30 protein-coding genes are annotated in these 26,179 nt (G+C 43.6%); 16 read left to right on the top strand and 14 right to left on the bottom strand.

Translation table 11 applies throughout. The features are described from left to right. Positions 1 to 86 precede the first annotated feature (86 nt). The 10 genes from glyQ (at position 87) to AKG33_RS06945 (ending at position 9,273) form a co-directional block, all read left to right on the top strand. Positions 87 to 986: a glycine--tRNA ligase subunit alpha gene (gene glyQ / locus AKG33_RS06995; RefSeq protein ID WP_082203975.1), complete on the top strand. Its 900-nt coding sequence runs from the start codon at positions 87 to 89 to the stop codon at positions 984 to 986. Continuing rightward, the gene (gene glyS, locus AKG33_RS06990) at positions 983 to 3,052 is read left to right on the top strand and encodes a glycine--tRNA ligase subunit beta (protein WP_050708054.1); all 2,070 of its coding nucleotides are present in this window, start codon (positions 983 to 985) and stop codon (positions 3,050 to 3,052) included. The genes glyQ and glyS overlap by 4 nt, the downstream gene beginning before the upstream one ends. A 118-nt stretch (positions 3,053 to 3,170) precedes the next feature. Beyond that, a complete protein-coding gene (locus AKG33_RS06985; protein ID WP_012031036.1) occupies positions 3,171 to 3,650 on the top strand; it encodes a PTS sugar transporter subunit IIA in 480 nt (159 codons plus the stop codon). Next, positions 3,637 to 4,101, top strand: a complete 465-nt coding sequence (locus tag AKG33_RS06980; RefSeq protein WP_012031037.1) for a YhcH/YjgK/YiaL family protein — start codon at positions 3,637 to 3,639, stop codon at positions 4,099 to 4,101. The genes AKG33_RS06985 and AKG33_RS06980 overlap by 14 nt, the downstream gene beginning before the upstream one ends. Positions 4,102 to 4,119: 18 nt before the next feature. Next, a complete protein-coding gene (locus AKG33_RS06975; RefSeq protein WP_012031038.1) occupies positions 4,120 to 5,013 on the top strand; it encodes an ROK family protein in 894 nt (297 codons plus the stop codon). Then, a complete protein-coding gene (gene gpmA, locus AKG33_RS06970; RefSeq protein ID WP_050708053.1) occupies positions 5,010 to 5,750 on the top strand; it encodes a 2,3-diphosphoglycerate-dependent phosphoglycerate mutase in 741 nt (246 codons plus the stop codon). The genes AKG33_RS06975 and gpmA overlap by 4 nt, the downstream gene beginning before the upstream one ends. A 177-nt stretch (positions 5,751 to 5,927) precedes the next feature. Then, on the top strand, positions 5,928 to 6,377 hold the full coding sequence (locus AKG33_RS06960; protein WP_012031040.1) for a transcriptional repressor: 450 nt from the start codon (positions 5,928 to 5,930) through the stop codon (positions 6,375 to 6,377). 7 nt (positions 6,378 to 6,384) lie between these two features. Next, positions 6,385 to 6,864, top strand: coding sequence for a tRNA (cytidine(34)-2'-O)-methyltransferase (locus AKG33_RS06955; RefSeq protein WP_012031041.1), 480 nt, complete (start codon positions 6,385 to 6,387; stop codon positions 6,862 to 6,864). Between the two features lie 10 nt (positions 6,865 to 6,874). Further along, complete coding sequence (gene menA, locus AKG33_RS06950) at positions 6,875 to 7,762, top strand: 1,4-dihydroxy-2-naphthoate octaprenyltransferase (RefSeq protein WP_012031042.1); 888 nt, start codon at positions 6,875 to 6,877, stop codon at positions 7,760 to 7,762. Positions 7,763 to 7,959: 197 nt separating this feature from the next. Continuing rightward, complete coding sequence (locus AKG33_RS06945) at positions 7,960 to 9,273, top strand: anaerobic C4-dicarboxylate transporter (RefSeq protein ID WP_012031043.1); 1,314 nt, start codon at positions 7,960 to 7,962, stop codon at positions 9,271 to 9,273. Here the strand turns inward: AKG33_RS06945 and truA are convergent. From truA to lptM, 3 genes are all read right to left on the bottom strand, one after another. Beyond that, positions 9,268 to 10,059: a tRNA pseudouridine(38-40) synthase TruA gene (truA, locus tag AKG33_RS06940; protein ID WP_041729514.1), complete on the bottom strand. Its 792-nt coding sequence runs from the start codon at positions 10,057 to 10,059 to the stop codon at positions 9,268 to 9,270. The genes AKG33_RS06945 and truA overlap by 6 nt on opposite strands. Before the next feature lie 6 nt (positions 10,060 to 10,065). Then, on the bottom strand, positions 10,066 to 12,945 hold the full coding sequence (locus AKG33_RS06935; RefSeq protein WP_012031044.1) for a FimV/HubP family polar landmark protein: 2,880 nt from the start codon (positions 12,943 to 12,945) through the stop codon (positions 10,066 to 10,068). 162 nt (positions 12,946 to 13,107) lie between these two features. Next, positions 13,108 to 13,230: an LPS translocon maturation chaperone LptM gene (gene lptM, locus AKG33_RS07540; RefSeq protein ID WP_407712508.1), complete on the bottom strand. Its 123-nt coding sequence runs from the start codon at positions 13,228 to 13,230 to the stop codon at positions 13,108 to 13,110. A gap of 26 nt (positions 13,231 to 13,256) precedes the next feature. Between lptM and AKG33_RS06930 the strand changes: the two genes are divergently transcribed. Further along, positions 13,257 to 13,901, top strand: a complete 645-nt coding sequence (locus AKG33_RS06930) for an alpha/beta hydrolase (protein ID WP_050708052.1) — start codon at positions 13,257 to 13,259, stop codon at positions 13,899 to 13,901. On the opposite strand, the gene AKG33_RS06925 is transcribed toward AKG33_RS06930, so the two are convergent. Then, positions 13,890 to 14,213 carry a cell division protein ZapA gene (locus AKG33_RS06925; protein ID WP_012031046.1) on the bottom strand — a complete coding sequence of 108 codons (324 nt, stop codon included), beginning with the start codon at positions 14,211 to 14,213 and terminating at the stop codon, positions 13,890 to 13,892. The genes AKG33_RS06930 and AKG33_RS06925 overlap by 12 nt on opposite strands. After that, a complete protein-coding gene (locus AKG33_RS06920) occupies positions 14,210 to 14,512 on the bottom strand; it encodes a hypothetical protein (RefSeq protein ID WP_123962258.1) in 303 nt (100 codons plus the stop codon). Before AKG33_RS06920 ends, AKG33_RS06925 begins: the two co-directional genes overlap by 4 nt. Before the next feature lie 177 nt (positions 14,513 to 14,689). Between AKG33_RS06920 and AKG33_RS06915 the strand changes: the two genes are divergently transcribed. Further along, positions 14,690 to 15,190 (top strand): UPF0149 family protein, encoded by a 501-nt coding sequence (locus tag AKG33_RS06915; RefSeq protein ID WP_041729516.1) that lies wholly within the window; start codon positions 14,690 to 14,692, stop codon positions 15,188 to 15,190. Here AKG33_RS06915 and rseP read toward each other — a convergent pair. The 7 genes from rseP to rpsB all read right to left on the bottom strand — a co-directional run bounded on the left by rseP (position 15,182) and on the right by rpsB (position 21,313). Beyond that, the gene (rseP, locus tag AKG33_RS06910) at positions 15,182 to 16,591 is read right to left on the bottom strand and encodes an RIP metalloprotease RseP (RefSeq protein WP_135325906.1); all 1,410 of its coding nucleotides are present in this window, start codon (positions 16,589 to 16,591) and stop codon (positions 15,182 to 15,184) included. The genes AKG33_RS06915 and rseP overlap by 9 nt on opposite strands. Further along, a complete protein-coding gene (locus tag AKG33_RS06905) occupies positions 16,588 to 17,421 on the bottom strand; it encodes a phosphatidate cytidylyltransferase (protein ID WP_012031050.1) in 834 nt (277 codons plus the stop codon). The genes rseP and AKG33_RS06905 overlap by 4 nt, the downstream gene beginning before the upstream one ends. Then, positions 17,421 to 18,164 carry a polyprenyl diphosphate synthase gene (uppS, locus tag AKG33_RS06900; RefSeq protein ID WP_012031051.1) on the bottom strand — a complete coding sequence of 248 codons (744 nt, stop codon included), beginning with the start codon at positions 18,162 to 18,164 and terminating at the stop codon, positions 17,421 to 17,423. Before uppS ends, AKG33_RS06905 begins: the two co-directional genes overlap by 1 nt. Next, positions 18,165 to 18,722, bottom strand: a complete 558-nt coding sequence (frr, locus tag AKG33_RS06895) for a ribosome recycling factor (RefSeq protein ID WP_012031052.1) — start codon at positions 18,720 to 18,722, stop codon at positions 18,165 to 18,167. Positions 18,723 to 18,731: 9 nt separating this feature from the next. Next, the gene (pyrH, locus tag AKG33_RS06890; RefSeq protein WP_012031053.1) at positions 18,732 to 19,457 is read right to left on the bottom strand and encodes a UMP kinase; all 726 of its coding nucleotides are present in this window, start codon (positions 19,455 to 19,457) and stop codon (positions 18,732 to 18,734) included. A 159-nt stretch (positions 19,458 to 19,616) separates the two neighbouring features. Then, complete coding sequence (gene tsf / locus AKG33_RS06885) at positions 19,617 to 20,498, bottom strand: translation elongation factor Ts (protein ID WP_012031054.1); 882 nt, start codon at positions 20,496 to 20,498, stop codon at positions 19,617 to 19,619. Between the two features lie 11 nt (positions 20,499 to 20,509). Then, positions 20,510 to 21,313: a 30S ribosomal protein S2 gene (gene rpsB / locus AKG33_RS06880; protein ID WP_012031055.1), complete on the bottom strand. Its 804-nt coding sequence runs from the start codon at positions 21,311 to 21,313 to the stop codon at positions 20,510 to 20,512. 208 nt (positions 21,314 to 21,521) lie between these two features. Here rpsB and map point away from each other — a divergent pair, with 208 nt between their 5' ends. Continuing rightward, positions 21,522 to 22,313: a type I methionyl aminopeptidase gene (gene map, locus AKG33_RS06875; protein ID WP_050708051.1), complete on the top strand. Its 792-nt coding sequence runs from the start codon at positions 21,522 to 21,524 to the stop codon at positions 22,311 to 22,313. A 48-nt stretch (positions 22,314 to 22,361) separates the two neighbouring features. Here map and AKG33_RS06870 read toward each other — a convergent pair whose 3' ends face one another. Next, entirely contained in the window at positions 22,362 to 23,054 is a 693-nt protein-coding gene (locus AKG33_RS06870; protein WP_012031057.1) for an ACP-like domain-containing protein, read from the bottom strand. 181 nt (positions 23,055 to 23,235) lie between these two features. Between AKG33_RS06870 and AKG33_RS06865 the strand changes: the two genes are divergently transcribed. Genes AKG33_RS06865 through AKG33_RS06855 form a run of 3 tightly spaced genes read left to right on the top strand, consistent with a single transcriptional unit; the run spans position 23,236 to position 25,556 of the window. Then, positions 23,236 to 23,418, top strand: a complete 183-nt coding sequence (locus AKG33_RS06865) for a hypothetical protein (protein WP_012031058.1) — start codon at positions 23,236 to 23,238, stop codon at positions 23,416 to 23,418. Beyond that, positions 23,415 to 24,203: a TatD family hydrolase gene (locus tag AKG33_RS06860; protein WP_012031059.1), complete on the top strand. Its 789-nt coding sequence runs from the start codon at positions 23,415 to 23,417 to the stop codon at positions 24,201 to 24,203. The genes AKG33_RS06865 and AKG33_RS06860 overlap by 4 nt, the downstream gene beginning before the upstream one ends. A gap of 48 nt (positions 24,204 to 24,251) precedes the next feature. Further along, complete coding sequence (locus tag AKG33_RS06855; protein ID WP_050708056.1) at positions 24,252 to 25,556, top strand: NCS2 family permease; 1,305 nt, start codon at positions 24,252 to 24,254, stop codon at positions 25,554 to 25,556. Positions 25,557 to 25,597: 41 nt separating this feature from the next. Here the strand turns inward: AKG33_RS06855 and AKG33_RS06850 are convergent, their stop codons facing one another. Next, positions 25,598 to 26,155, bottom strand: coding sequence for a cupredoxin domain-containing protein (locus tag AKG33_RS06850; RefSeq protein WP_050708050.1), 558 nt, complete (start codon positions 26,153 to 26,155; stop codon positions 25,598 to 25,600). Positions 26,156 to 26,179 lie beyond the last annotated feature (24 nt).

The following is a 26,179-nucleotide window of genomic DNA, read 5'->3' as shown; positions in this document are numbered from 1 at the left end:
TTAGACGATCAATGCGTTTGCACGATAGCAGTGACGCGGTAGAATAGTTAACTTTTGTTGATGATAGGTGATTTTTTATGGCGGATATGCTTTCTTTTCAAGATATGATCTTGACATTGCAACGCTTTTGGATAAAACACGGCTGCGCATTAATGCAACCTTATGATATGGAAGTTGGCGCGGGCACTTTCCATGAATCAACTTTTTTGCGCGCGATTGGACCAGAACCGTGGCGCGCGATTTTTGTGCAGGCTTCTCGCCGTCCCAGCGATGGACGTTATGGCGAAAATCCCAATCGTCTTCAGCGTTATTATCAAATGCAAGTGGTGATAAAACCCTCTGCGCCCGATTTACAAGCGCTTTATTTGCAATCGTTATATGCCATTGGCGTTGATCCGGCAACGCAAGATATTCGTTTTGTGGAAGATAATTGGGAATCGCCAACTTTAGGTGCGTGGGGATTGGGTTGGGAAGTTTGGTTAAACGGCATGGAAATTTCCCAATTTACCTATTTTCAACAAGTCGGCGGCATTGAATGCAAACCCGTAACCGGTGAATTAACTTATGGTTTAGAACGCATTGCAATGTATTTGCAAAATGTGAACAGCGTTTACGATTTAATTTGGACGACAACGCCCGACGGTGTTTTAACCTACGGCGATGTTCATCAACAAAACGAGCGTGAGCAATCTTTTTATAATTTTGAATATGCCGATATTGCCGATTTATGCGCCCAATTTGATGCCGCCGAGAAAATGTCTTTATTGCTGGCGCAAAAAAAATTGCCGTTACCCGCATACGAACAGGCGCTAAAAGCATCACATTTATTTAATTTATTAGACGCGCGCCGTGCAATTTCAGTCACCGAACGTCAACGTTATATTTTGCGCGTTCGCGCATTATCAAAAGCTGCGGCGGAAGCTTGGTATGAAACGCGCGCCGCTTTAGATTTTCCGCTTTGCCGTCAACAAGGAATTGAGAAATGAACACCGTTACTTTACTCATTGAAATCGGAACCGAAGAATTACCCACGCGCGCCGTCACCGAACTAGCCAGCGCCGGCGCTCAATTATGGGATAACGTGCTCACAACGGCGTTGATTCCGCACGGCGAAATTGAAGCTTTTGGAACGCCGCGGCGTTTAGCGTGGCGCGTGCGGCAATTAGCCGTTAAACAAACCGATCAAAAAATCGAACGCAAAGGTCCATCACTGCAAGCCGCAAAAGATAAAAATAATGCTTGGACGAAAGCGGCGTTAGGTTTTGCGGCATCATGCGGCGTTGATGTGGAACAACTCGCTATTGAAACCACGGAAAAAGGGCAATGGTTGATTTTTCGGGGTGAAAAAATGGGGGAAAACGTTGCCGATTTGCTGCCGGATTTATTTGCCGAAGTGATGGATAAACTGCCGATTGCTAAACGCATGCGTTGGGGCGATTGCGATCATGCTTTTGTGCGTCCCGTGCATAATTTGTTAGTTTTAGCCGATGATAACGTGTGGGATTTAGAATTTTTTGGCGTTGCCTCGCAACATTTATCGCAAGGTCACCGCGTTCATCACGCCGAACCCGTTGCTATTCGTCATGCAAAAACGTATGAAGCCGATTTGGAAGCGGCGTATGTTATCGTTGATCACGAAACCCGTTGCAATCGTATTCGTGAACAAGTGCAGGCGCTCGCGCGCGATTTGGGCGGCAAAGCATTAATGCCGGAAGCGTTGGTAAAAGAAGTCGCTTCTTTAACGGAATGGCCGATTGCCATTGCCGGCGCTTTTGATCGTTCTTTTTTAAAGATGCCGCCGGAAGTTTTAATCACCACCATGCAAGATCATCAAAAAACGTTTGCCGTGATGGATACGTTGGGCACTTTGCTGCCTTATTTTATTGCCGTTGCCAATTTGGAATCGCGAAATGAAGAAGAAGTGCGCAAAGGTAATGAAAAAGTGATTCGTCCGCGCTTTGCTGACGCCGAATTTTTCTGGCAACAGGATTTAAAACGTCCATTAGAAGATTATTTGCCGCAATTGGAACGCGTGATTTATCAAGAAAAATTGGGAACATTGGCAGAAAAAACCCGCCGCGTGCAAACCATTGCCTGCGAATTAACGGCAATGACCGCCGCCGATAAAAACAGCGTATATACCGCGGCGCGGTTAGCAAAAAGCGATTTGCAAACGGCGATGGTGCAAGAATTTCCAGAATTGCAGGGCGTAATGGGACGTTATTATGCGTTGCATCAAGGTTTATCGGCAGAAGTTGCGCAAGCTTTAGAAGAACAATATTTTCCTACGGCTGCCGGCGATAAATTGCCGCAAACTGCCGTCGGCATTACGTTATCCATCGCGGAAAAACTCGATACACTCATCGGCGGATTCAGTATCGGCGCACAACCAACTGGCAGTAAAGATCCGTATGCATTACGCCGCATGGCAATTGGTTTGATTCGTTTATTAATTGAAAAGAAAGTGCCGTTATTATTGACGCCGTGGTTGGAAAAGGTGGCAGGGCAGTTTCATGATGCTTTGGGCGCCAAAAATTTTGTGATGGACGTGCGCGCTTATATTTTAGAACGTTTGCAAGCGTATTACCGTGAACAAAATATTGCGCCGGAAATCGTGCAGGCGGTCTTGGCATTAAATGGCGATAATTTGGTTGATATTGATCAGCGCGTGCGCGCGTTGGCGCCGTTTTCAAATAGTGATGCTGCTTTGAGCTTTTTTGCCAGCGCCAAACGTATCCGCAATATTTTGAAAAAAAATGGCACACAACAAACCGCGGTGCGAACAGATTTATTGCAAGAATCCGCGGAAAAACATTTGTGGCAACAATGGGAGCAGATGCACAACGCTTTGCTGGCGGCGGTTTCTGCCGGCAACTATGAAACAGCGTTGCAACAATTAGGATCGTTAGCGGAACCTTTGGAAGCGTTTTTTGCGCAAGTGATGGTGATGACGGAAAATCCTGACGTGCAAATCAATCGTCTTGCGTTACTGACGGCTTTACAAAAAGGATTTGAATTGATTGCTGACTTGTCCATCATCAGCAACTTATAAAATTTTTACGCTCGGTAAAAAAGAATAGCGGAAGAAAAGTCTATGCTACACTGCGGACGTTTTTCCAAAATATTGAGTAGCTTGCGTATACGCGCTACAACGAAAATGAGGATAAAATATGATTCATTTAGTGGTTTGTGGACATGGAGAATTTGCAACGGGTTTGCGTTCTGGAGTTCAAGCTTTAGGAAAAGATTTTTCTTTTTGTGAATTTATTAATTTTAAAAAGGAAATGAGCGCCGGACAATTGCGCGAGGCGCTCGATAATGCCGTTGATCACGCCGGCGATACGCCCGTTTTATTTTTGATCGATATTTTATCGGGCACGCCTTTTCGCGAATGCGTCATGATTGCCGAAGAAGGGCGGCGACAAATTGAAGTTGTCAGCGGCGTGAATTTGCAAATGTTGTTAGCCGCGGCAGCGCAATTTCAAGAAACCGATGATCCGCACGAATTAGCCGCTGATTTAATCAATAATACACGCGACGGCATCACGATTTTGTCGAAAAGAATGGTGAAGCAATCAAGCGCAGAACTTGAAATTGAAGTGGAAGAAGTCAACAGCGAAAAGGCTGAAGAAGATCATGGAACTGATTGATTTGCGCGCGCCTTTTCCTTGTTTGGGCAGCGGTGATCGGGTGCGGCAATTTCTTGCGCAACATGATTTGGCGCAAGAATCTGAAGGTTGTTATGAAATTGACGGCAGGAACTTTTTCGTCAACGTTTTTTCTTATGAAACGGCAACCGCCGCACAACGTATTTGGGAAGCGCACCAAGATTATATCGATGTTCATTATTTATTTACGGCAGAAGAGGGCATCAATCATGCTTTTTTAGCCGATTGCCGCTGCGGCAATTATGTTTCTGAACGCGATTTTTTGCCGGTGACACCGCCGGAAACGGTTTCCCAATTTATTTTTCGTCCACAACAATTAGCAGTTTTTTATCCGCAAGATGCTCATCAAACGGGCATTATCGTTGGTAACAGTAAAAAATTGCGCAAAGCTGTTTTTAAAATAAAAATACATCGTAACGCTGATAATCGTTGATTTTTAAAGGTTTTAAACATGAAAAACGTTATTCTCACCGTTGATATTGGTGGCAGTTTTATCAAGGCGGCAATTTATGATGAAGAAGGTCATTGCATTTCGCCGCTGCCGGAAGAACTGACGACGATTGGAAAAAATGGCAATGATATTGCCGGACAAATTGCGCGTATGTATTTTCATTTGTCGGGACGTTATCCCATCAGCGGCATTGCGCTTGCCAGCGCCGGCATTATTGATCCTTATGAAGGCGTTATTGAAATTTCAAACAATATCCCGCATTACAGTGGCACGCCACTCAAAGCGATGACGGAATCGTCTTGCGGTGTGCCATGTAGTTTAGAAAATGATGTGAACGCTTTGGCGTTGGGAGAATATTGGCAGGGCGCGGCGCGCGGTGGAAAAACTGTGTTATGCGTGAGCATTGGAACGGGTTTGGGCGGCGCGGTTTTATCAGACGGAAAAATATTGCACGGCAGCCATTTTACCGCTGGCGAAATCGGTTTATTGCCGCTTGCTGACGGTAAATTTTTAGAAGAAAAAGCTTCAACAACGGCATTGCTCGCAGATTACGCGCAACGCAGCGGTGAAGAAATTGACGGACGGCAATTTTTTGCGCGTTTTAGTGTAGGCGATCATCATGCCATGCTGGCTTTGGATCAAATGTTGGATCATTTAACCGATGGTTTATTGCCGGCGTTATATTTATTGGCGCCGGATATTGTGTTATTGGGCGGCGGCATCGCAGCGGCGGAAATTGTGGAATTGAAATTTCGCCATATGATTGCGGAAAAATTGCCGCTTTCTCGTTTTATGCCGAAAACGATTTGTTGCGCGGCTTTGGGCAGACAAGCAACGATGCTCGGGGCATTACGTTGGTTTTTAGACAGAAAAAAAGATGAGTTGGAATCATGAAAAAATTAGTATTAGTGCGCCACGGGCAAAGTCAGTGGAATTTAGAAAATTTGTTTACCGGTTGGACGGACGTTGATTTAACAGAACAAGGTCAAAAGGAAGCCGCGACAGCCGCGCAATTGTTACAAAAAGAGGGTATTTTTTTTCAAACGGCTTTTACTTCTTATCTAAAACGCGCGATAAAAACGCTCAATATTATTTTAGATGTGATGGATTTGGATTGGATTGATGTCCACAAAACGTGGCGCTTAAATGAAAAACATTATGGCGCGTTGCAAGGACTCAATAAAAAAGAAACCGCGGCGCAATACGGTCAAGAACAAGTATTATTGTGGCGGCGGAGTTTTGACACGGCGCCGGCAGCGCTGGAATATTCTGATGCGCGCGCGCCGCATAATGATCGCCGTTATCAACGCGTTGCGCGGCAGGATTTACCGCTGACGGAATCGTTAAAAGATACGATTGCGCGCATTATGCCTTATTGGGAAGTGGTGATAAAACCGGTTTTAATTGCGGAAAATACGGTTTTAATTGTGGCGCACGGGAACAGTTTGCGCGCGATTATTAAGCATTTAAAAGGCATTTCCGAAACGGAAATTACCGATTTGAATCTGCCAACGGGTATTCCTTATGTTTTTGAATTTGACGATGATATGAATCTTTGCGCGGATTATTTTTTAGGCGATGCCGAAGCGATTAAAAAATTACAAGAATCCGTTGCCAAACAATCGCAATAAATTTGTCGTTTTAAAAGAGATTGCTCTTTGGGCAGTCTCTTTTTGTTTTATAAATGATTTTTATGTTGCCGTTTTATCGGCTTTCTTGATTCCAAAATCCGCAAAAATGCGTTTACGGCATCGGCAAAATGTTATTTTTTATCCTAAAATAAGGAAATTTTTTCATCTGATTAATTTATGAACGATTCAGAAATACAGGCAGTTTTACGCGCCGCGGAAGTACATTGTCAGCAAAAAAAAGCAAAATTAACACCAAGTCGGCGGCTGATTTTATCGCTGGTTTTGCAACATAAAGAAGACGTTATCAAAGCTTACGATATTTTAGACGATTTGCGCAAAATCAAAAAAACGGCAGCGCCGCCAACCGTGTATCGCGCTTTGGATTTTTTGGTCAGCGTTGGCATTTTGCATCGCGCCGATGCGCTTAATGGTTATATTTTTTGTCAACATTTCCATCAAAATCACGTCAGTATCATTGTAAATTGCACGTCTTGCGGTAGAATTGAAGAAATTTTGGCAGAAAATATCCGCGAGCAATTAGTGAATTTTTGCACTAAAAACGGTTTTGCATTAGAAACGGCGGCGCCGGTTGTGTTTTCGGGCATTTGTCGCCACTGTCAATCGTGAGGTTTTTATGCATGTTGCTCTTTTTCACCCTCAAATTCCGCCTAATACCGGAAATATTATTCGTTTATGCGCTAATACGGGCGTAAAACTCCATATTATTCACCCCACGGGTTTCGTTTGGGACGATAAACGATTGCGCCGCGCGGGATTGGATTATGCAGAATTTGCCGAAATCACACATCACGAAAATTGGTCAGATTTTGCGCGTTATTTTCCAAAAGAATCATGTATTTGGGCATTAACGACGCGCGGAAAACGATGCGTTTATGATGCGGCATTTTCTCCAAATGATGTGTTACTTTTTGGCAGCGAAACTTCTGGTTTGACGGAAGAAGTTCATGCCGAAATTGCACCAGAACATAAATTGCGTTTGCCGATGCAAGCCTGTTCCCGCAGTTTGAATTTATCAAATAGCGTTGCGATTGTTTTATACGAAGCGTTACGGCAAACCGGTTTACCGCCCGATCCACAACTTGCTCAAATTTAAGGATAATTCTATGAAATATATTGCTTTATTACGCCCTAAAACCTTGCTGCTTGCTTTTTCCATTGTGGTTTGTGGAAATGCTTTAGCTTTTTATCAAGGAAATTGGCAAAATTCTGTTTTTGTTCTTAATTTATTAACTGCCGTGTTGCTGCAAATTTTGTCAAATATTACCAATGATTACGGCGACGGCATTCGCGGAACGGACGACGTGCGCGAAAATACGGCGCCGAAAAGTTTATTTATACGCGGCGTGCTTTCAAAAAAACAAGTTGAATTGGCAATTTTGATTTGTTTATTATGTTGTTTATGCAGCGGTTTTTTATTATTGATGGTGAGCACGACCACTTGGGCAGAAGCGTTTGGTTTTGCCATTTTGGGATTATTGAGCATTATCGCCGCAATTTTTTATACTTTTGGGCGGTTTGCTTATGGTTATTATGGTTTTGGCGAAATTTCCGTATTTATCTTTTTTGGTTTGATTGGAGTTTACGGAAGTTATGCGTTGCAAGTGGAAGATTTGTATTGGCAAAATATTTTACCGGCGTGCGGTGCAGGCTTTTTAACTGCGGCGATTTTGCATATTAATAATACGCGCGATATTCACGGTGATAAAATTGCCGGCAAAATAACGGTTGCGGTGCGGTTGGGTTTTAAAGGCAGTAAATTTTTTCATTTATTTCTGTTAACCAGTGGTTTTTTATGCTATTTTCTATTTGCGCTGATTGTGGATTGGAAAAGCATGTTGTGGGTGGTGACGCTGCCGTTTTTTACACAACATATTTCTTGTTTTATGCAGGCGCACGATGTAAGTACGATTGGCGCCGAATTTAAACGCGCAGTGTTGTTAATTTTCATTTTTCATTTGTTATTTTCGATCAGTTTAGTTTTTTTATGCTAAACGCAGCACAAAAAATTTGGACGGCAATCATAATAAAATTTTCCTTCCTATTTACACACATTATCTTTTGTAGGGACTGCCGTCTTTCATTTAACATAATATGCATTCTGCGAATATTTACAAACAACAGATAGTCAAAAAAATACTAAAAAACTTGCTAAAATTAATACTCATTTTTCGTAAACAATGAGGTCATTATGTTATTTTTCATACAATTTACCATCGTTTTGGTGTGTATTCTGATTGGCGCTCAAATTGGCGGAATCGGTTTGGGAGTTTTGGGCGGTGTTGGTTTAGCGATTTTATCTTTTGGTTTTGGATTGGAACCAACCAGTCCGCCGATTGATGTTATGTTGATGATTATGGCGGTTGTTTCCGCTGCTGCGGCGATGCAAGCTGCTGGCGGTTTAGATTATATGATTAAAATCGCTACTAAAGTTCTGCGCAAAAATCCCAAATATATTACGTTTATCGCGCCTGCCGTTACTTATACATTTACAATGTTAGCCGGTACCGGACACGTTGCTTATTCTGTATTACCTGTGATTGCTGAAGTAAGCCGTCAAAATGGTATTCGTCCCGAACGCCCGCTTTCTATGGCAGTTATTGCATCTCAATTTGCCATTGTTGCTTCTCCTATTGCAGCAGCAGTCGTCGCGGCAACCGCTTATTTGGAACCGCAACACGTTACTATGGCTGATATTTTGAAAGTCACAATTCCATCAACCATATTAGGTATTGGTTTGGCATGTATTTTCATCAATAAAATGGGTAAAGAATTAAAGGATGATCCTATTTATCAACAACGCATTAAAGAACAAAAGGTCGAATCCGATGCAACTACAGCTACCGAAGTAGAAATTGTTATCGGCAGCAAAGCAAAACTTTCCGTTTATTTATTCCTATCTGCCGCATTATTAGTCGTCATCATGGGCGCATTGCCCAGTTTGCGTCCGATATTTGACGAAAAACCCATGGGCATGGCGCATACAATCGAGATTGTGATGCTAGCTTGTGGCGCTTTGATCATATTATTTTGCAAACCCAATGGCGATAAAATCACCAAAGGATCCGTATTTCATGCGGGAATGCGCGCGGTCATCGCGGTATTTGGTATTGCATGGTTAGGTGATACATTGATGCAAGGTCATCTTGAAGAAGTTAAGGTATTCGTTTCCTCTTTGGTGGAAACAAAACCATGGACATTTGCTTTTGCGCTGTTTTTATTATCTGTTTTAGTGAACAGCCAAGGCGCGACCGTTGCCACCCTATTTCCCGTTGGTATTGCTTTGAACGTTCCCGCTCCGATTATTATTGGAACATTTGTTGCTGTAAACGGTTATTTCTTTATCCCAAACTACGGTCCTATCATTGCCGCTATTGACTTTGATACCACCGGAACTACAAAAATCGGGAAATATATTTTCAACCACAGCTTTATGCTACCTGGATTATTAAGTTTAGGATTTAGTTTAGCATTTGGTTTAACGCTTGCTAAAATTCTCTTATAATTTCAGGTTATTAACTAAAGGTACGGGGATTTTATCCGCTTCAGGATAACGTACCGAATGAAGAAACAATCCCGCAGCCGGTGCTGTTACACCGGCTTTTTTGCGGTCACCAGATTCAAGAACTTCTTTTAACCAAAAAACTGGTTTCCGTCCATCGCCGACCGGCAACAAACTGCCAACAATATTGCGCACCATATGATGCAAAAAAGCATTACCGCAAATATCAACGATAACCCAAGCGCCCTCTCGTTTAATTTGCACACTTTCTATAAAACGAAAAGGCGTTTTCGCCTGACATTCTGCCGAACGAAACGCGCTAAAATCATGTTCTCCCAACAAAAAATTTCCAGCACGCATCATTTTGTCGCAATCCAAAGGATAACGATGCCAATAACAATGGCGCCGAAAAATCGCGCTCGGTTGCGGCGCATTATAAATAAAATAACGATAATACCGCCGCTGTGCATCATGGCGCGCGTGAAAATCATTTCTCACACAAACCATTGTTTGCAAACGAATATCCTCGGGCAAATATCGATTTGCTCCCGTCAACCAAGCATATGTTGAACGAACGGCATGCGTATCAAAATGAATCACCTGCCCATAAGCATGCACGCCGGCATCAGTTCTGCCTGCACAAACCGTTTCTACCGAATGATCCGCAATTTGCGACAAAGCGCGCTCGACATGCTCTTGAATGGTATTACGAAAAAAAGGCTGGAATTGCCAGCCTGAATAAGCGCCGCCGTCGTATTCAACGACAACGGCATATCTTTTTTTCTCTATTTCAAATTACCCCAATTTTTTCAATAAGTTTTGCGCTTGTTCTTTTTGCGCATCAGTACCTTTTTCCAGCACTTCGTTCAACCAAATTCTCGCTTTTTCGGGTTTAACGCCGCTAGCGATATAAGTTGCCGCCAAATCGATATTAATCGCCATCGCTTGTTCATCAACTTCTGGCTCTGGTGCAACAACCGTTTCTGGAACTTCGGGCGCTATTGTTTCTTGAATAGCATCTAAATTAGAATCCAATTCTTCTTTTACTGCTGCATCGCTAAAGAAATCATCAGTCGCAGGCGCGGGCGTTTCTGCTACTTTTTCCGGTGCGGCAGTATCATCTCCAAATCCGAAATCTCCGCTGAAGAAATCATCATCAGTCGCAGGCGCGGGCGTTTCTGCTACTTTTTCCGGTGCGGCAGTATCATCTCCAAATCCGAAATCTCCGCTGAAGAAATCATCATCAGCTGCAGGCGCGGGTGTTTCTGCTACTTTTTCTGGTTCGGCAGTATCATCACCGAATCCAAAATCTTCACCGCTGAAAAAATCATCATCAGCTGCAGGCGCGGGTGTTTCTGCTACTTTTTCTGGTTCGGCAGTATCATCACCGAATCCAAAATCTTCACCGCTGAAAAAATCATCATCAGCTGCAGGCGCGGGTGTTTCCGCCACTTTTTCCGGTTCGGCAGCATCATCGCCAAATCCGAAATCCTCACCGCTGAAGAAATCATCATCAGCTGCAGGCGCGGGTGTTTCCGCCACTTTTTCCGGTGCGGCAGCAGTATCATCACCAAATCCGAAATCTTCGCCACTGAAGAAATCGTCATCAGCTGCGGGCGCGGGTGTTTCCGCCACTTTTTCCGGTTCAGCAGCATCATCACCAAATCCAAAATCTTCGCCACTGAAGAAATCATCATCAGACGCTGCTGGTATTTCTGCGATTTTTTCTGGTTTAGAAGCTTCATCTCCAGAACCGAAATCTTCACCGCTGAAGAAATCATCATCAGACGCTGCTGGTATTTCTGCGATTTTTTCTGGTTTAGAAGCTTCATCTCCAGAACCGAAATCTTCACCGCTGAAGAAATCATCATCAGATGCAGTTTCCACGCGTGCGCTAGAATGATCATCATCAGTGCTGGAAAAATCCTCGCCGCCGAAGAAATCATCATCATCGATCACAGATTCGGCGTCGGTAGATTTATCGTAATTATCAAATGAATGAGTTGATTCATCATCAGAATAGTCTTCATGTTTTTCTTGAAATGACATTTCATCTAAATCAGAAAAATCATCTTCGCCACTACTCACGGAAGCCGTTTTAACTTGCTCCCGTTCTTCCATTTCGGCAACCAATTCCGCGATTTGATCATCATAATCAACGAGTTCGGAATATTGTTCGTCATAATGATTGCCGCGGCGCTTACGAATCAACTTATAACCCACCAATCCGGCAAGTAACAAAGAAACTAATCCGAATCCGCCAAAGAGATACAGCTTCGGAATGCCAAAAATTTTATCCGAATCATCAGTTTTTTGCGCTTCATCAGCTAATTGAACCGGTTGTTTATTGGTTTCTACTCGAGGTGCATCATTTTTGGGTTTTTCAACAATAGCTTCCGGCGGTGCCACAGGCTCTTCCACTGGCGGCGTAATTTCGGGTTCTTCCACCGGTGGTGCCGCTGGTTCCTCAACTGGAATAGTGTGCGGATCATCTAAAGCCAGTTGTTCATCATTGGCTGGCAACGGTTCTTGCAGCGGCACTGCATCAGGTAATTCTGGCGCAATTTCTGCTGGAGCTTCTGGTTCTGTTGTAATTTCCGGCGCTTCGGTTTTCGCAACTTCCGGCTCATTTGGCGCCGGTGGTTCTATTTTTTGTCCGGTTGTCGGCAGTACTTCGGGCGTTTCTTCTGGTTTTAATTGCGCCACTTCCTCGGGTTTCATTTCTACAGGCACAACGGCGCTATTTTCCTCTTCTTCCGGAATATCAATTTGTGACGTAGAAGGAATATCACTCGATTCCGCCGCAGGCGTTTCCGGCGCTTCTTCCGTCGGTTTCGGCGGCTCTTGAACATTATTAACGCTTGGCGCGGTTGAAGTAACTGGTTTTTGCGGTTTTTTAGGAGTGGTTTTTGTTCTACCTGACGATACATTTTCCGCTGGTTTTGCACCGCTTGGCAACGTTAAAACTTCATTTTTCTTTAAACTGCTCAAACTGCTTGATGAAAAAGCATGACGGTTGGCAGAAAAAATCTGTTGCATCCATTCGTTAACGGAAATGCTTTCATTCGGACGCGTTGCAACAGCTATTGAATAAAGCGTTTCCCCTGCTTTAATTGGACCATACGTTCCGCCCTGATAGGCAGGAGCCGCGGGTTGCATTTGACCGCCCCACCCTTGTGTTTTTGGATCTGCCGGTCGAATATTTTTGGGCAAAGCCACCGCCGACATCGATTCAATGGGCGTCGCAATCAATCCCGCTTGCGCTGCCGGATCGGGATTTAAAAATACAGCATACTCACGATTTAACTCACTCGAGCCCGCATGAAAAGACAAAATAAAATTGATAAAAGGTTCATTAACAGCCGTATTTGTACTCACAATAACGCGATACTGATCACCGGTTTTACGAACGTAAAATTGCAATGCGCCTTGTTCTGGAGTTTTCGCGATTCCGCGCGCTTGATACGCAGCATTTTCTGCCAGTCTCACCTTAGCAGATTGGGCTTGGGCATCACTAATATCGGTTAAGATAATACTGGCTCTTAATGGTTGACCCAAATAAGAGTTTACCTGAATTGGACCTAAATTAACCGCTAATGCCGATTGGCTCAAACTCAATCCCATTGCCAATACGATTGCCGAGCGCAAAGAAGCAAGTTGGCGAGTTCCTTTCATGTTTTCTCCTTGAGTATAAGGCTGCATATATGAATACGAATAAACGAGGAAGGATTATATGCTTGCAACCATTTCCTCGCAAGATTAAGCGCCGCGCAAAATAGCGGCATTATTTAGCAAGAGGTGCTTATTTTCCCACAGTTATTGTCATTGATCACGATATCACACCGCATCTTCATTACTGCCGTTTAGTGCGGACATTGGCGCCTCTTCGGGAAGATACAACGCCCCTTTATTACCGCAGCCGTAAATACACATTATCATTATAAAAAATGTTACCCTCATCATTTTTAACAACCTCTGAAAAAACTATGACGCAACCTTTAGAACAAATCATTCATCTCTCCCAAAAACCTGCCACCCACGCCATTATTTGGTTACATGGATTAGGCGCCGATGCCGACGATTTCGCGCCACTTTTGCCGCATCTTGATTTAAAACCTACAACACGCGTTATATTTCCCAACGCTAACGTTATGCCCATCACGATTAATCAAGGAATGCGCATGCGCGCGTGGTACGACATCTCCGATATCGAAATGAAAAATGTTGATACCGTTGGCATTGAACGCTCTGCCGCACAAATAGAACTCATTTATAACGCGCAACGCGCCGACAACATCGCCGCCGAACGCATCATTTTTGCAGGATTTTCTCAAGGCGGCGTCATGTCGCTTCATTTAGGACTCAAAAACCCCTGCCGCGGCATTTTGGCGCTTTCTTGTTATTTGGCTGAAGAAAACAACATACCAGCGCCAACGCCATCATCGCCTAAAATTCTTCATATTCACGGCACGGAAGATAGCATTGTGATGCCGCAAGCCGGTTACCGCGCGCATCAAATATTATCGGCGGCAGGATATGACAGCGAATACATCAGTTATCCGATGGGACATGAGGTCTGCGCCGCGGAAATTGAAAAAATCAAACAATGGTTTCATCAATTAGGATTCTAATTCCATATTTTTCTGATCTTCTGCTGCCGCTGCTTCGAGCGTGGTCAGCAGACGTTCACTGATTTGGTTGACGGTAGAAACTTCGCGCGAAAATGTTTGTTGTTCCTGCAATAAATTAAATGCCATTTGCAATCCGCCGAGCATAAATAACTGTTCCAGCAACAATTTCGGATTTTTCTGCCGTAAATCTTCCAAATGCTGATTAAAAATTTCGGCGGCTTCTTCGAGTAAAAGCCGTTCATGCGGATCGCAAGTCATTTGATAATTTTTATTCAAAATGGTGAGCGTCAACTCAATGCTTTCCCGACTCATACTTCCACTCCTCGAATCCGCGCCATCATGACATTTTTAATCCGCCGTTCTTCTTCCAAATCTGCCTGCAAAGCCGCTACTTTTTGTTGCCAATCGTGTTCAACATTATCCAGCTGCGTTTTTATCGCCACCATATCGGCATCATATTTTTGCTGCCATTCTGTTTTCACGCGTTCTAAAGCGCTTTCATGTTCATCGCAAACGGTTTTTATCTGCATTTCATGGGCTTCTTTTAATTGCGCATAATCGCGAGACAACGCCGCATTTTGTTCATTAAGCGCCAAAAGATCTTTATTCATTTTTCGCCACGATTTTAAAAAAACCGTGATTTGCTTTTCAATTCGCCTTAATTCGTCGATACGTAAACGCTCCACAAAATCCATATTTTTTCACCATAAATCATTGAGATGAGCCAATTTCGCTCGGTCAGAGAAAAATTATTTCGCTATACTAGCATTTTTTTTCGAGATAAAAAGATGAGCACATTAGATTACGACCGTTTATCGCAATTGATTAACCAACAACGTTGGTGGTTTTGCGCTGCTGAATTGCACGGCATACTCACCGCCTTAATCGCCATCGATGCACAAAATCAAAGTTACGCCCTGCTCTCGTTAAACGCTCAAAATAAAATCGCCAGCGAACTCATTTCGCGCTTATCAAAAAACATTGAAGATTCATTAAGCGGCAGCGATCTTGATTTCGAGCTGCTTTTGCCCGAGGAAAAATCATTATCAGAACGCGCGGAAGCGCTCGCTTTTTGGGCGGAAGGATTTTATTTAGCACTGGAATATACGCAAAAAATCAACCAATTAGATGAAGACTGCCAGGATTTCATTCATGACATCAGCGAAATTGCGCGTTTAGATAGCCATTTATTTGCCAGTGAACAAAATGAACAAATGCTTGACACCCTCAAAGAACATTGCCGCATGGGCGCGCTAATGCTTTATGCCGCCTGCCACCGTTTACGATAAATAACGCCAGAAATCGTTTAACAACACAAATCCCATAAAGGTTAAAACAACAAATTGCCCAATTTTAAACACGACATTCATCGTCCGCTCGGATAACGGTTTGCGCCGCAGCATCTCTAAAGCGGTAAACAACATATGACCACCGTCTAACATCGGAATGGGCAATAAATTAATCGCCGCTAACGATAAACTGACGATCCCTAAAAAATTTAAAAAAACCGCCCAACCGATCTGCAAAGTTTGTCCAGCGGCATCGCCAATCGTTAAAGGTCCGCCGATATTTTCCAGCCCAATTTGCCCCGTTAACATGCGTCCAAACATGCTAAAAGTCAGATGAATGTAGTAACCCGTTTTTTGCGCGCCCTTTACCAGCGCGGGTAAAAAATCGTACCGTTCAACAATTTGATATTGTTCAAAAAAATCTTTATTGGGCGCCCGTTTCCATGTGACCCCCAGAAAACCATAAGTTTTTCCGCGAATTTCACGGCTGCCTAAAATGCCCGATAAATGCAGTTCTTTTTCCCCACGCATAACGGTTAAACGAATTTTCTGCTGCGCGCGGTTACTCAATTGTTCTGACAATTCAAAAATAGCGCGATCATCGGCAAGCGACATGCCGTCAATGGCAATAATTTTATCGCCAGATTGCAATCCCAACGCTTCACCAGCAAAAAACTGAACTTCTTTCACGCCTAAATCCGCCGCATTTTCTGCCGTAATCACGCGATCAACAATTGCCGGCCACCAATCATCAGCTAAATAAAGTCCCAAACGGTTAGGCATTTGTTGCTCATCGCCTGCGCGCAATGAAGATAAATTCAAAGTGGTTTGATAAAGCGCATCATCGCGCCGATATTGCACCGAAATGGATTTGCGCGGTGCGCCAACAAATGCAATATGCGCATCGGCAGCGAGCAAAATTTTATGATCATTGATTGCGGTTAATACATCACCGCGCTGCAATCCTGCTTGTGCCGCAAGACTGTGCTCTTGAACGTGTAATACCGTAGGCGAAATACCTTCCACGCCGGTCATAAATAACAGCGCAAAAATCAGCACCGCAAAAATTAAATTAATCGCGGGACCGGCAAAAATAATGAAAAAACGTTGCCACGCCGGTTTTGCCGTAAAAGTACGATGATAATCGAGGGCATTTTCTGACGATTCATGTTCTGATTCGCCATACATTTGCACAAAGCCACCCAACGGAATTGGCGCTAAAGTGTAACGCGTACCGTCTTTTTTGCCCGTCCAACTGATGATCGGCGAACCAAATCCTAAGGAAAAACGCAGAATTTTAACGTCAAAAAAGCGTGCAACAGCAAAATGTCCCCATTCGTGCACGCCGACTAAAATCCCAATCGTGACGATAAAACCTAAAATGCCCCATAAAATATTCATACACCCGTACCACGTATTAGTAACCAACACGCCCACAAAATTAATGTTGGCAACCAGCTATCAATTCTATCTAAAATGCCGCCGTGCCCCGGCAAACACCGTCCACTATTTGAAACGTGCGCCCGCCGTTTTAATACGCTTTCTAATAAATCTCCGAGCGCAGCATAAATCAAAATGATTTCTGTCACCATCAAAAAGGCAAAGTACGATTCAACGCCGCGAAACTCATGAGAAAAAATGAGAAATACCGCGCAAATCACGACGCCAGATAACCAACCGCCAATAAAACCTTCCCATGTTTTATTCGGGCTGATTTTGGGCGCAAAAGGTGTTTTGCCAAAGCGTTTTCCAACAAAATAAGCGCCAATATCGCAAGCCCAAACGGTAATAAATAAACCAAGCAAATGTACGCCGCCAATAAGTTGACGAATAACGGTGGTTGCCATAGAGCAACCCAAAAAAAGCACGATTCCCGCAATGGGCAACACGATATCCGCCCGTGGCACATCTTGAAAGCGGCGGTATTGTGTCAATAAAAACGGCAATGCCAATAACACGGCGAGCCCTAAAAGAAATAAAACGCCCGATAAAAATGCGGAAGCGGTATAACGCGTGGCAAGCATCATTGTTATCAAAGAAAGTCCTGCGACCACGGCGGCAAATTTTTGATTTCTCTCAAAAGAAAAACACAATAGCCGTCCCCATTCCCAAGCAGCGGCAGCAACGCCTGCCGTCCAAGCGAGATAAAAAATGAAGTTGGGCGCAAAACCTACTAACCATATAAAAATCGGCGCTGCGATCAAAACTGATATAATTCGTTGTTTTAACATTATTTTTCCTCTAATTTTTCCTCTGTATTTTGTGGTAATAAACCGCCATAACGGCGTTCTCTTGCCTGATAAGCACAAATGGCTTCGCGAAATAATGATTCATCAAAATCCGGCCATAGTGTATCGGTAAAAAAAAGTTCCGCATATGCAATTTCCCATAAATGAAAATTGCTAATACGCAATTCGCCGCTGCTGCGAATGAGTAAATCAACGGGCGGTAAATCGGGCATGGGTCGGGCGGCTTCAAAAACGGCTTCATCGATTTGCTCGGCGGATAAAGTGCCGGCGGAAACTTGTTTTGCTAAATGACGAACTGTCTCCAAAATGCCCCAATGACCGCTGTAATCAATGGCAAAAATGACTTGCATGCGCTGACAATTTTTTGTCAGCGCTTCTGCCCATTGTAAATTTTCTTGTAATGATGCAGATAATTTATCGCGTCTGCCCAAAAAGCGCAGGCGAATATCTTGACGGCATAATGTTTCTGCTTCATCAACGATACTGCGTTGAATCAATTCCATAATTAAACCGATTTCCATTGAGGGGCGCGACCAATTTTCGGTACTAAACGCAAACAAACTCAAGGTTTCAACGCCAGAATCAGCCGCCGCACGAATCGTTTTTTCAACACTATTTCGTCCTTGTCGATGTCCAAAAACACGCGGTTTCTGGCGCATTTTTGCCCAGCGACCGTTACCGTCCATAATTACGGCAACGTGGCGGGGAACGGGCAAAACGTCCATTTACAATTCCATTAATTCTTTTTCTTTAGCCATTAAAACTTTATCGATCTCGGCAACGAAATGATCGGTAATCTTTTGAATTTCTTCTTCGCTTTTTCGTTGTTCGTCTTCAGAAATTTCTTTTTGTGTTAACAACTTAGACAAAGATTGATTGGCGTCACGGCGAATATTGCGCACGGCAATTTTGGCTTGCTCGCCTTCATTTTTCACCACTTTTACCATTTCTTTGCGGCGTTCTTCAGTCAGCGGCGGCAAATTAATATGAATATTTTGACCAGCGGTATTTGGCGTTAATCCCAAATCAGAATTAATAATCGCCTTTTCAATTTTTGCCACCATATCGCGTTCCCAAATTTGAATGCTCAACGTGCGGTGATCGGTAACGTTAACATTGGCAGCTTGCGATAAAGGCACCATCGCGCCGTAATATTCCACTTCAATATGATCTAATAAACTAACATTCGCGCGTCCAGTGCGGATTTTCGTTAAATCCGCTTCCAACGTTTGAACTGATTTTTTCATTCTCGATTGCGTATCTTTTAAAATTTCTTGAGTCATAACTGCTCCTTATGCATGAACAATGGTGCCTACATCTTCACCAAAAACCGCGCGAATAATTTCGCCGGCTTTCGTCATATCAAAAACAATCAACGGCATATGATTATCGCGACACATTACGATAGATGTGGCGTCCATAACGCCTAAATTATCCGTTAACGCTTTTTGATAACTTAAATCGTGGTATTTTACGGCATCGTCATAACGGTTCGGATCTTTTGTGTAAATTCCATCGACTTTCGTCGCTTTAAACATCGCGTCTACTTCTAATTCAATTGCGCGCAAACTTGCCGCCGAATCCGTAGTAAAAAAGGGATTGCCCGTGCCCGCCGCGCTAATAACAACATTCCCTTTTTCCAAATGACGAATCGCGCGCCGGCGAATGTATGGTTCACAAATTTCATCAACGCGCAACGCCGAAACCGTGCGCACGGGAACGCCAATTTGTTCTAAAGCATCTTGCATTGCCAAAGAATTCATTAAAGTTGCCAACATGCCCATATGATCGCCGGTGACGCGTTCCATGCCGAGTGCTGCCAATTGCGCGCCACGAAATAAATTACCGCCGCCAATCACAATGGCAACTTGTACGCCGGCTTCATGCAATTGCCGCACTTCATCGGCAATCCGATTAACTACTTTAGGATCTAAACCAAATGCTTGATTGCCCATCAATGCTTCGCCACTCATTTTTAATAAAATACGGCGATATCTTGGCTTTGGTTTTGTGCTCATTTAAAACTCCATAAGATAAATATTGCGTGCATTATATCGAGATTTATCGCGGTATTTATGTTTCAAAATACCGAAAATTACCGTTTAATGACTATCATTTTGATGTATTTCTTCTAAAAAAAACCGCCGTCAAGCGGCGGTTTCATCGACGATGAAAAACTATTGTCCTTTTGCTTGCGCCATTACTTCGGCAGCAAAATCAGTTTCTTCTTTTTCAATGCCTTCGCCTAATTCGTAGCGAACATATTGAATAATCGTTGCTTTATGAGATTTGAGTAAATCCTCAATACTTTGTTCAGGATTTTTCACAAATTTTTGATTCAACAACACAACTTCAGAAAATAATTTCTTCATTGCGCCTTCGAGCATCATGTCAATCACATGAGCAGGTTTACCGCTTTGCTCGAATTTTGCGCGATGGATTTCGTTTTCTTTGTCCAGAAAATCTTGGGGCAAAGAAGCCGCATCAAGCGCAATCGGATTAGTTGCTGCAACATGCATTGCAATATCTTTAGCTAATTCAGCATCGCCGCCTTTGAGTTCCACCAAAACGCCAATACGATTGCCGTGAACATAATGCCCAATAATGCCGTCTTGAGAAGATAAAGTCACAAAACGACGCAACGCCATATTTTCACCAATTTTGGCAATCAATTCGCGACGGCGATCGTCTACCGTTTTACCAGCTTCATATTCAGCCGCTAATAATGCATCAACATCTGCAATTGCCTTTGCGCGCACGAGTTCTACCGTTTTACCCGCAAATTCTTGGAATTCATCGCCCATTGCTACGAAATCCGTTTCACAATTGGCTTCTAATAAAGTTGCCTGTTTTTGATCATCAGAGATTGAAACCACCAACGTGCCTTCTGCGGCAACACGGCTTGCTTTTTTATCAGCTTTTGCCATGCCGGTTTTACGCATCAATTCAATGGCTGCATCAATATCGCCGTTTGTTTCAGTTAATGCTTTTTTGCATTCCATCATGCCGGCGCCGGTGCGCTCGCGCAATTGTTTTACTAATTGTGCAGAAACTGCCATCTTCAAACTCCTTACTCAAATTCGTTTTCATTATCTGCCATATCATCTGGCAACTCTTCTGCCGCAGAAGGTTCTTCTTGAGAAATTGCTTCCGCTAATTCTTCTTCCGCATTATCGCCACCGCGCACAGCTGCTGCCGCTTTAGCGTGTTCAATCGTATCGGCTGCCGCATTTACATATAAACGAATCGCGCGCACAGAATCATCATTTCCCGGAATAATGTAGTCAACGCCTTCAATATCGTTATTAGTATCAACCACGCCAACTACCGGAATGCCCAATTTCATCGCTTCTTGAATTGCGATGCGTTCGTGCCCCACGTCAACCACGAATAAAACATCTGGCAAATGTTTCATAGAACGAATGCCGGTTAACGCGCGCGCTAACTTTTCCCGTTCGCGTTCTAAAACGATGACTTCTTTTTTAGATAATTTGTCATACGTACCATCTTCTGCCATTTTTTCAATTTCTTCCAAACGGCGAATGGATTGGCGAATGGTTTTAAAGTTGGTCATCATGCCGCCGAGCCAACGGAAATTTACATAAGGCATACCGCAACGGCTGGCTGCTTCAGAAATGGCATCGCTCGCGCTACGTTTTGTGCCTACAAACATGACGCGTCCGCCATTGCCCACAACAGCGCTTAAAAAGTTCAAAGCATCGTTTAACATCGGAACGGTTTGTTCCAAATTAATGATGTGAATGTCGCCACGTTTGCCATAAATATAAGGCGCCATTTTAGGATTCCAAAAACGGGCGCGGTGACCGAAATGAGCGCCGGCTTCAAACAGATCGCGCATGCTGACTTGTGTCATAAGTTACTCCAAAAAAATAGGGTTGTTCCTCCAAATACCCATGCTTCAACGCCGCAGCGCACCCGAAGCGATGTTTTGGTATTTGTGTGTTTTAATTGCCTTACGGCGGCGTGCTTTATATCATATTTGACCATTTTTACCAAAAAAAGCGCTATCAAGCGCTCAATACGTGCAAACGTTTCATTCAATCTTTCTAAGGAATTTTTTCATGAATATTTTATTAAAAGACGCGGCAGCGCTTGAAAAAATGCGCGTTGCCGGTCAATTGGCTGCCGATGTGCTCGATATGATTACGCCGCACGTTCAAGTCGGCATCACCACCGCGCAATTAGATGAATTGTGCCAACAATATATCGCGCAACGCGGCGCCGTTTCGGCTTGTTTGGGTTACGGTAATCCGCCTTTTCCAAAAGCAACGTGCATTTCGGTTAACCATGTGATTTGTCACGGTATTCCCAGCGATAAAAAACTCAAAAACGGCGATATCGTCAATATTGATGTAACCGTTATCGTCGATGGTTATCACGGCGACAGTAGCCGCATGTATGTTGCAGGAACGGCAGGCGTTTTGGCGCAACGTTTGATTGAAGTAACGTATGATTGTTTGTGGGCGGGCATTTCTGTGGTAAAACCCGGCGCGCGGTTGGGCGATATTGGTCATGCGATTCAAACGATTGCTGAAAAAGAACGTTTTTCCGTGGTACGCGAATTTTGCGGGCACGGCATCGGCGTGGGTTTTCATGAAGATCCGCAAATATTGCATTACGGCAAACCCGATCACGGAATTGTTTTAGAAGAAGGTATGACGTTTACCATCGAGCCGATGATTAATGCCGGACGCGCAGCGTTGAAAATTCTTCCGGACGGTTGGACGGCTGTCACCCGTGACCGCAGTTTATCAGCACAATGGGAACATATGTTGGCAGTGACGAAAACCGGTTATGAAGTTTTTACTTTAAGCGCAAAAGAACGCGCATCGGGAAGAAAAGCGTGCGGTTAAAAAAACGGCTGCACAAAATGCAGCCACTTAAAAAATGATGCGCTACGATTAACGTGCTTTACACATTTTATAAAGGATTTCGTTGCTCGGAGCGGTCAACATCATGAATGAATTGCGGTAAGTATCAACGGTCATTCCGTCGCCGGCGAAAACGTAGCCATCTTTAGTAAAAAATGTGCTGGCTTCGCTGGATTGGTCTAAATCATAAGGCAATTTTAATTTTGTTCCTTTGAAATTAACCAACGCATAAACCGGAATGCCGACTTCATTAAAACCGTATTCCACTTTCATTTTTTTGCCTTGTTGGCAAACGTAATTAGCTTGTTTAACGGAAGTAACAACGTTGGCATCAACAGACGGCGCATCTTCGCTCATCACCGGTTGAATCGTGCTCATCGCTGCAGAACAGTTTTTAAAGAGAATTTCGCTTTTCGGCGACATAATCATAATGCTAGAGCTATGATAATCATCGCGGGTGATAATGTTAGAGCTTAATTCATAACCGGCTTTGTCATTAAAAAAGCTGTCAACGTTATCAGAACGATCCATATTGTAATTTAAAACGCGTTTTTTCCCTTGAATCATCACTTCTGCTTTGGTTGGAACGCCAGCGCTGTTGAAGGAATAAACCACGTCAATTTTACGATCTTGATCGCAGCGGTAACTCATCAATTCCGCGTGCGCTGCAGTGGAAAATCCAAATACGAGCAACGCTGCCGCTAAAAATTGTTCTTTTTTCATCAGTAACTCCCAGATAAAAAAATAGAAAATTCTATTATTCATTAAATAAATCCATCGAAAACAAATATTCGATAGGTGTAATTAATCTTATCGCATCACAAAATTGATGTCTATTTTTTCAAACGACAAAAAACATCAAATCTATTAAACTTCTCCATCAACAAAAATTAAGGAAATCATTATGGATTGGAATAAAATCGCGATCGTTTTCGTAGTCATTTTCATACTTTGGCGACTTTATAAACACCCGCACGCCATCAAACAACTTTTTGACGAAAGCGCCGCCGCGCCGCAACATTGGGGCACGTTCATCATTTTAATGCTGGCGGTGATTTTATTTTGTATCTTTTTGATTAAATTATGAATCCGATCATCGATATTGGCTGCAATCTCACCAGTTCTCGGTTATATCCAGAAATTCCGCGTATTTTGGCAGAAGCACGCGCCGCGGGCGTTGTGCAACAAATCATTACCGGCAGCGATTGGCAAAGCAATGAATTGGGATTACAACTCACCGAACATTATCGCGAACTTTTTACCACCGCCGGCTTTCACCCACATCACGCCAGCCAATGGAATCCACAATATCACCCCGCTTTATTGCAAATGATTTGTCGAGATGAACGCGTAGTTGCCGTTGGTGAAATGGGACTCGATTATTTCCGCAATTTATCAAGCGCGTTGCAACAACAACGCTGTTTTCACGATCAATTAGCTGTTGCCAGCGCTGTACAAAAACCCGTTTTTTTGCATATGCGCGCGGCATTTCCTGATTTTCAACGCATTTTAAGCAGTTATCTGCCGTCCATTCCTAAAGCGGTGTGGCACTGTTTTACGGGAACACGTTCAGAACTGCATTGGGCGCTCGATCACGGTTTATATATTGGCATTACCGGCTGGATTTGCGATCCCAAACGCGGCGACAATTTGCGCGATATTGTTGCCGAAATTCCCGATGATCGCCTGATGATTGAAAGCGATGCACCATATTTAACGCCAAAAACACTGCTGCCCTGCCCGCTCAATAATGAACCCAAATATTTGCCCGAAGTGTTACGCGTGGTTGCCCAATGCCGTCAGCAAACGATGTCCCACGTTGCCGCCATCACAACGAACAACGCCCACGCTTTTTTCAACATAAAAAAGTGAACAAATTGATACGATTGCGCTATGATGCACCGCTTTTGGGAGTTTTTGATGCTCGAAAAACATTTTCAACTGAAGCACTATCAAACGACGGTTAAACAAGAAATTACCGCCGGTATTACTACTTTTTTGACGATGGCATATATCGTTTTTGTCAATCCCAGCTTATTAAGTCAAGCCGGCATGGATTCTGGCGCTGTTTTTGTAGCGACTTGTCTCGCAGCGGCAGCCGGTTGTTTTATCATGGGAATATACGCCAATTTGCCGGTCGCGCTTGCCCCCGGCATGGGATTAAACGCTTTTTTTACGTTTACCGTTGTTATCGGTATGGGACAAACGTGGCAAACCGCGCTCGGCTGCGTTTTTCTCTCTGGTTTATTGTTTATCGTAATCAGTTTATGCCACATTCGCGAATGGGTGATTAACGCAATTCCTAATCCGCTTAAAAAAGCCATCGCTGCTGGAATCGGCGGATTTTTAGCCATTATTGCGATGAAAGAAGCCGGCATTATCGTTGCGCACCCCGTAACGCTGACGCGCATCGGCAATTTAACGCATTATGTGCCCGCGATGACGTTTTTTTGTTTCTTGCTCATCATCATTTTTCAATCTTTTAAAATTTGGGGCGGAACATTATTAGCGATGCTCATCATCACGGTGATCAGTTTATGCACGGGACACAGTTCATATACGGGCATCATTGCGTCGCCGCCTTCATTGATGCCCACTTTTATGCAAATGGATTTAGCCAGCGCTTGTTCAACCAGTATGCTGAGCGTGGTTTTCGCCTTCTTTTTTGTGGATTTATTTGATACGGCAGGCACGTTAATCGGCGTGACGGGACGCGCTGGATTGATGACCGCCGATCAAAAAATTCCTAATTTAAAGAAAGCATTATTAGCAGACAGTACGGCTACCGTCATCGGCGCTGCTTTGGGAACGTCTAACACCACCAGTTATATTGAAAGTGCGGCGGGCGTCACTGCCGGCGGTAGAACTGGATTGATGGCGGTTGTTGTCGGCATATTATTTTTAGCGGCTTTATTTTTTGCACCGCTGGCTCATATGATTCCGGTTGAAGCCACCAGCGGCGTGATTTTATACGTTGCGGTTTTGATGATGTACGCTTTGGGCGATATTCATTGGGAAGATATCGGCGAAGCCGCGCCAGCAATGATCACGATATTGGGCATGCCGCTGACTTATTCTATTGCTGACGGCATTACTTTAGGTTTTATCAGTTATACCTTAATCGCCGCCTGCACCGGCAAAATAAAAACGTTAAATGTCGGCGTTTGGACGGTGACCGCGATTTTATTATTCCGCTTAATTATGGTTGGAATTAATTTTTCTTAAACGTAAAAAACCCCGCCGCGGCGGGGTTTTTAATTGATATTTTATAAAGTTAAATAGTTTTGTATTTCTATTACCGTTGCTTCCGCCTGCGGTTTATTTGAGCAGGCAAAATCAAAACTGGTGCCGTAACGCGTTTTAATAGTGAGCAATTGATTATGTGAACTGACTGATTCGATAATCGGGATTTTAACGTAAAGCACCATTTCGCCGGTATTAATATCAATCCAATGATTCAATGGAATATGAGATTGTTCTTGAATTTGATTAATACGATAAGCGACAACTTTTTGCGGTTTGTCACGGCAAAAATCTTTAGAATTCAAAGTAGAGCCATCGCTCATGCACACTGCCAAATCGTTTTCTTGTTGCACGATAATATCGGCGCGTTCAGGATTAATGGCGATGGTTTGCGAAATCCGAATCAGATTATATTTGCCACACAAAAAATCAAACATCTGATCCGCATCAAATTTATTACTATAATCCTTCTCCGCTTCTCCTTTTGAGGAAACCGCGGTGATTTTGTAAGTATGCCCTAACGCATCATCATTACTAACCCAATACACTCCTTGCGGAACTTCTACTTCAACCACATTCATTCTCCAGTACGCTAAAACTGCACA

The organism is Dichelobacter nodosus (genome assembly GCF_001263335.1).
Lineage (GTDB): Bacteria > Pseudomonadota > Gammaproteobacteria > Cardiobacteriales > Cardiobacteriaceae > Dichelobacter > Dichelobacter nodosus.
The sequence above is the reverse complement of the archived record's forward strand: the minus strand, read 5'-3'. Positions and strand labels throughout refer to the sequence as shown.

Excerpts from the sequence above, each read along its gene's own strand:
- glyQ (WP_082203975.1), top strand. The coding sequence starts at position 87 with ATGCTTTCTTTTCAAGATATGATCTTGACATTGCAACGCTTTTGGATA.
- glyS (WP_050708054.1), top strand. The coding sequence starts at position 983 with ATGAACACCGTTACTTTACTCATTGAAATCGGAACCGAAGAATTACCC.
- AKG33_RS06985 (WP_012031036.1), top strand. The coding sequence starts at position 3,171 with ATGATTCATTTAGTGGTTTGTGGACATGGAGAATTTGCAACGGGTTTG.
- AKG33_RS06980 (WP_012031037.1), top strand. The coding sequence starts at position 3,637 with ATGGAACTGATTGATTTGCGCGCGCCTTTTCCTTGTTTGGGCAGCGGT.
- AKG33_RS06975 (WP_012031038.1), top strand. The coding sequence starts at position 4,120 with ATGAAAAACGTTATTCTCACCGTTGATATTGGTGGCAGTTTTATCAAG.
- gpmA (WP_050708053.1), top strand. The coding sequence starts at position 5,010 with ATGAAAAAATTAGTATTAGTGCGCCACGGGCAAAGTCAGTGGAATTTA.
- AKG33_RS06960 (WP_012031040.1), top strand. The coding sequence starts at position 5,928 with ATGAACGATTCAGAAATACAGGCAGTTTTACGCGCCGCGGAAGTACAT.
- AKG33_RS06955 (WP_012031041.1), top strand. The coding sequence starts at position 6,385 with ATGCATGTTGCTCTTTTTCACCCTCAAATTCCGCCTAATACCGGAAAT.
- menA (WP_012031042.1), top strand. The coding sequence starts at position 6,875 with ATGAAATATATTGCTTTATTACGCCCTAAAACCTTGCTGCTTGCTTTT.
- AKG33_RS06945 (WP_012031043.1), top strand. The coding sequence starts at position 7,960 with ATGTTATTTTTCATACAATTTACCATCGTTTTGGTGTGTATTCTGATT.
- AKG33_RS06935 (WP_012031044.1), bottom strand. The coding sequence starts at position 12,945 with ATGAAAGGAACTCGCCAACTTGCTTCTTTGCGCTCGGCAATCGTATTG.
- lptM (WP_407712508.1), bottom strand. The coding sequence starts at position 13,230 with ATGAGGGTAACATTTTTTATAATGATAATGTGTATTTACGGCTGCGGT.
- AKG33_RS06930 (WP_050708052.1), top strand. The coding sequence starts at position 13,257 with ATGACGCAACCTTTAGAACAAATCATTCATCTCTCCCAAAAACCTGCC.
- AKG33_RS06925 (WP_012031046.1), bottom strand. The coding sequence starts at position 14,213 with ATGAGTCGGGAAAGCATTGAGTTGACGCTCACCATTTTGAATAAAAAT.
- AKG33_RS06920 (WP_123962258.1), bottom strand. The coding sequence starts at position 14,512 with ATGAATAAAGATCTTTTGGCGCTTAATGAACAAAATGCGGCGTTGTCT.
- AKG33_RS06915 (WP_041729516.1), top strand. The coding sequence starts at position 14,690 with ATGAGCACATTAGATTACGACCGTTTATCGCAATTGATTAACCAACAA.
- rseP (WP_135325906.1), bottom strand. The coding sequence starts at position 16,591 with ATGAATATTTTATGGGGCATTTTAGGTTTTATCGTCACGATTGGGATT.
- AKG33_RS06905 (WP_012031050.1), bottom strand. The coding sequence starts at position 17,421 with ATGTTAAAACAACGAATTATATCAGTTTTGATCGCAGCGCCGATTTTT.
- uppS (WP_012031051.1), bottom strand. The coding sequence starts at position 18,164 with ATGGACGTTTTGCCCGTTCCCCGCCACGTTGCCGTAATTATGGACGGT.
- frr (WP_012031052.1), bottom strand. The coding sequence starts at position 18,722 with ATGACTCAAGAAATTTTAAAAGATACGCAATCGAGAATGAAAAAATCA.
- pyrH (WP_012031053.1), bottom strand. The coding sequence starts at position 19,457 with ATGAGCACAAAACCAAAGCCAAGATATCGCCGTATTTTATTAAAAATG.
- tsf (WP_012031054.1), bottom strand. The coding sequence starts at position 20,498 with ATGGCAGTTTCTGCACAATTAGTAAAACAATTGCGCGAGCGCACCGGC.
- rpsB (WP_012031055.1), bottom strand. The coding sequence starts at position 21,313 with ATGACACAAGTCAGCATGCGCGATCTGTTTGAAGCCGGCGCTCATTTC.
- map (WP_050708051.1), top strand. The coding sequence starts at position 21,522 with ATGAATATTTTATTAAAAGACGCGGCAGCGCTTGAAAAAATGCGCGTT.
- AKG33_RS06870 (WP_012031057.1), bottom strand. The coding sequence starts at position 23,054 with ATGAAAAAAGAACAATTTTTAGCGGCAGCGTTGCTCGTATTTGGATTT.
- AKG33_RS06865 (WP_012031058.1), top strand. The coding sequence starts at position 23,236 with ATGGATTGGAATAAAATCGCGATCGTTTTCGTAGTCATTTTCATACTT.
- AKG33_RS06860 (WP_012031059.1), top strand. The coding sequence starts at position 23,415 with ATGAATCCGATCATCGATATTGGCTGCAATCTCACCAGTTCTCGGTTA.
- AKG33_RS06855 (WP_050708056.1), top strand. The coding sequence starts at position 24,252 with ATGCTCGAAAAACATTTTCAACTGAAGCACTATCAAACGACGGTTAAA.
- AKG33_RS06850 (WP_050708050.1), bottom strand. The coding sequence starts at position 26,155 with ATGAATGTGGTTGAAGTAGAAGTTCCGCAAGGAGTGTATTGGGTTAGT.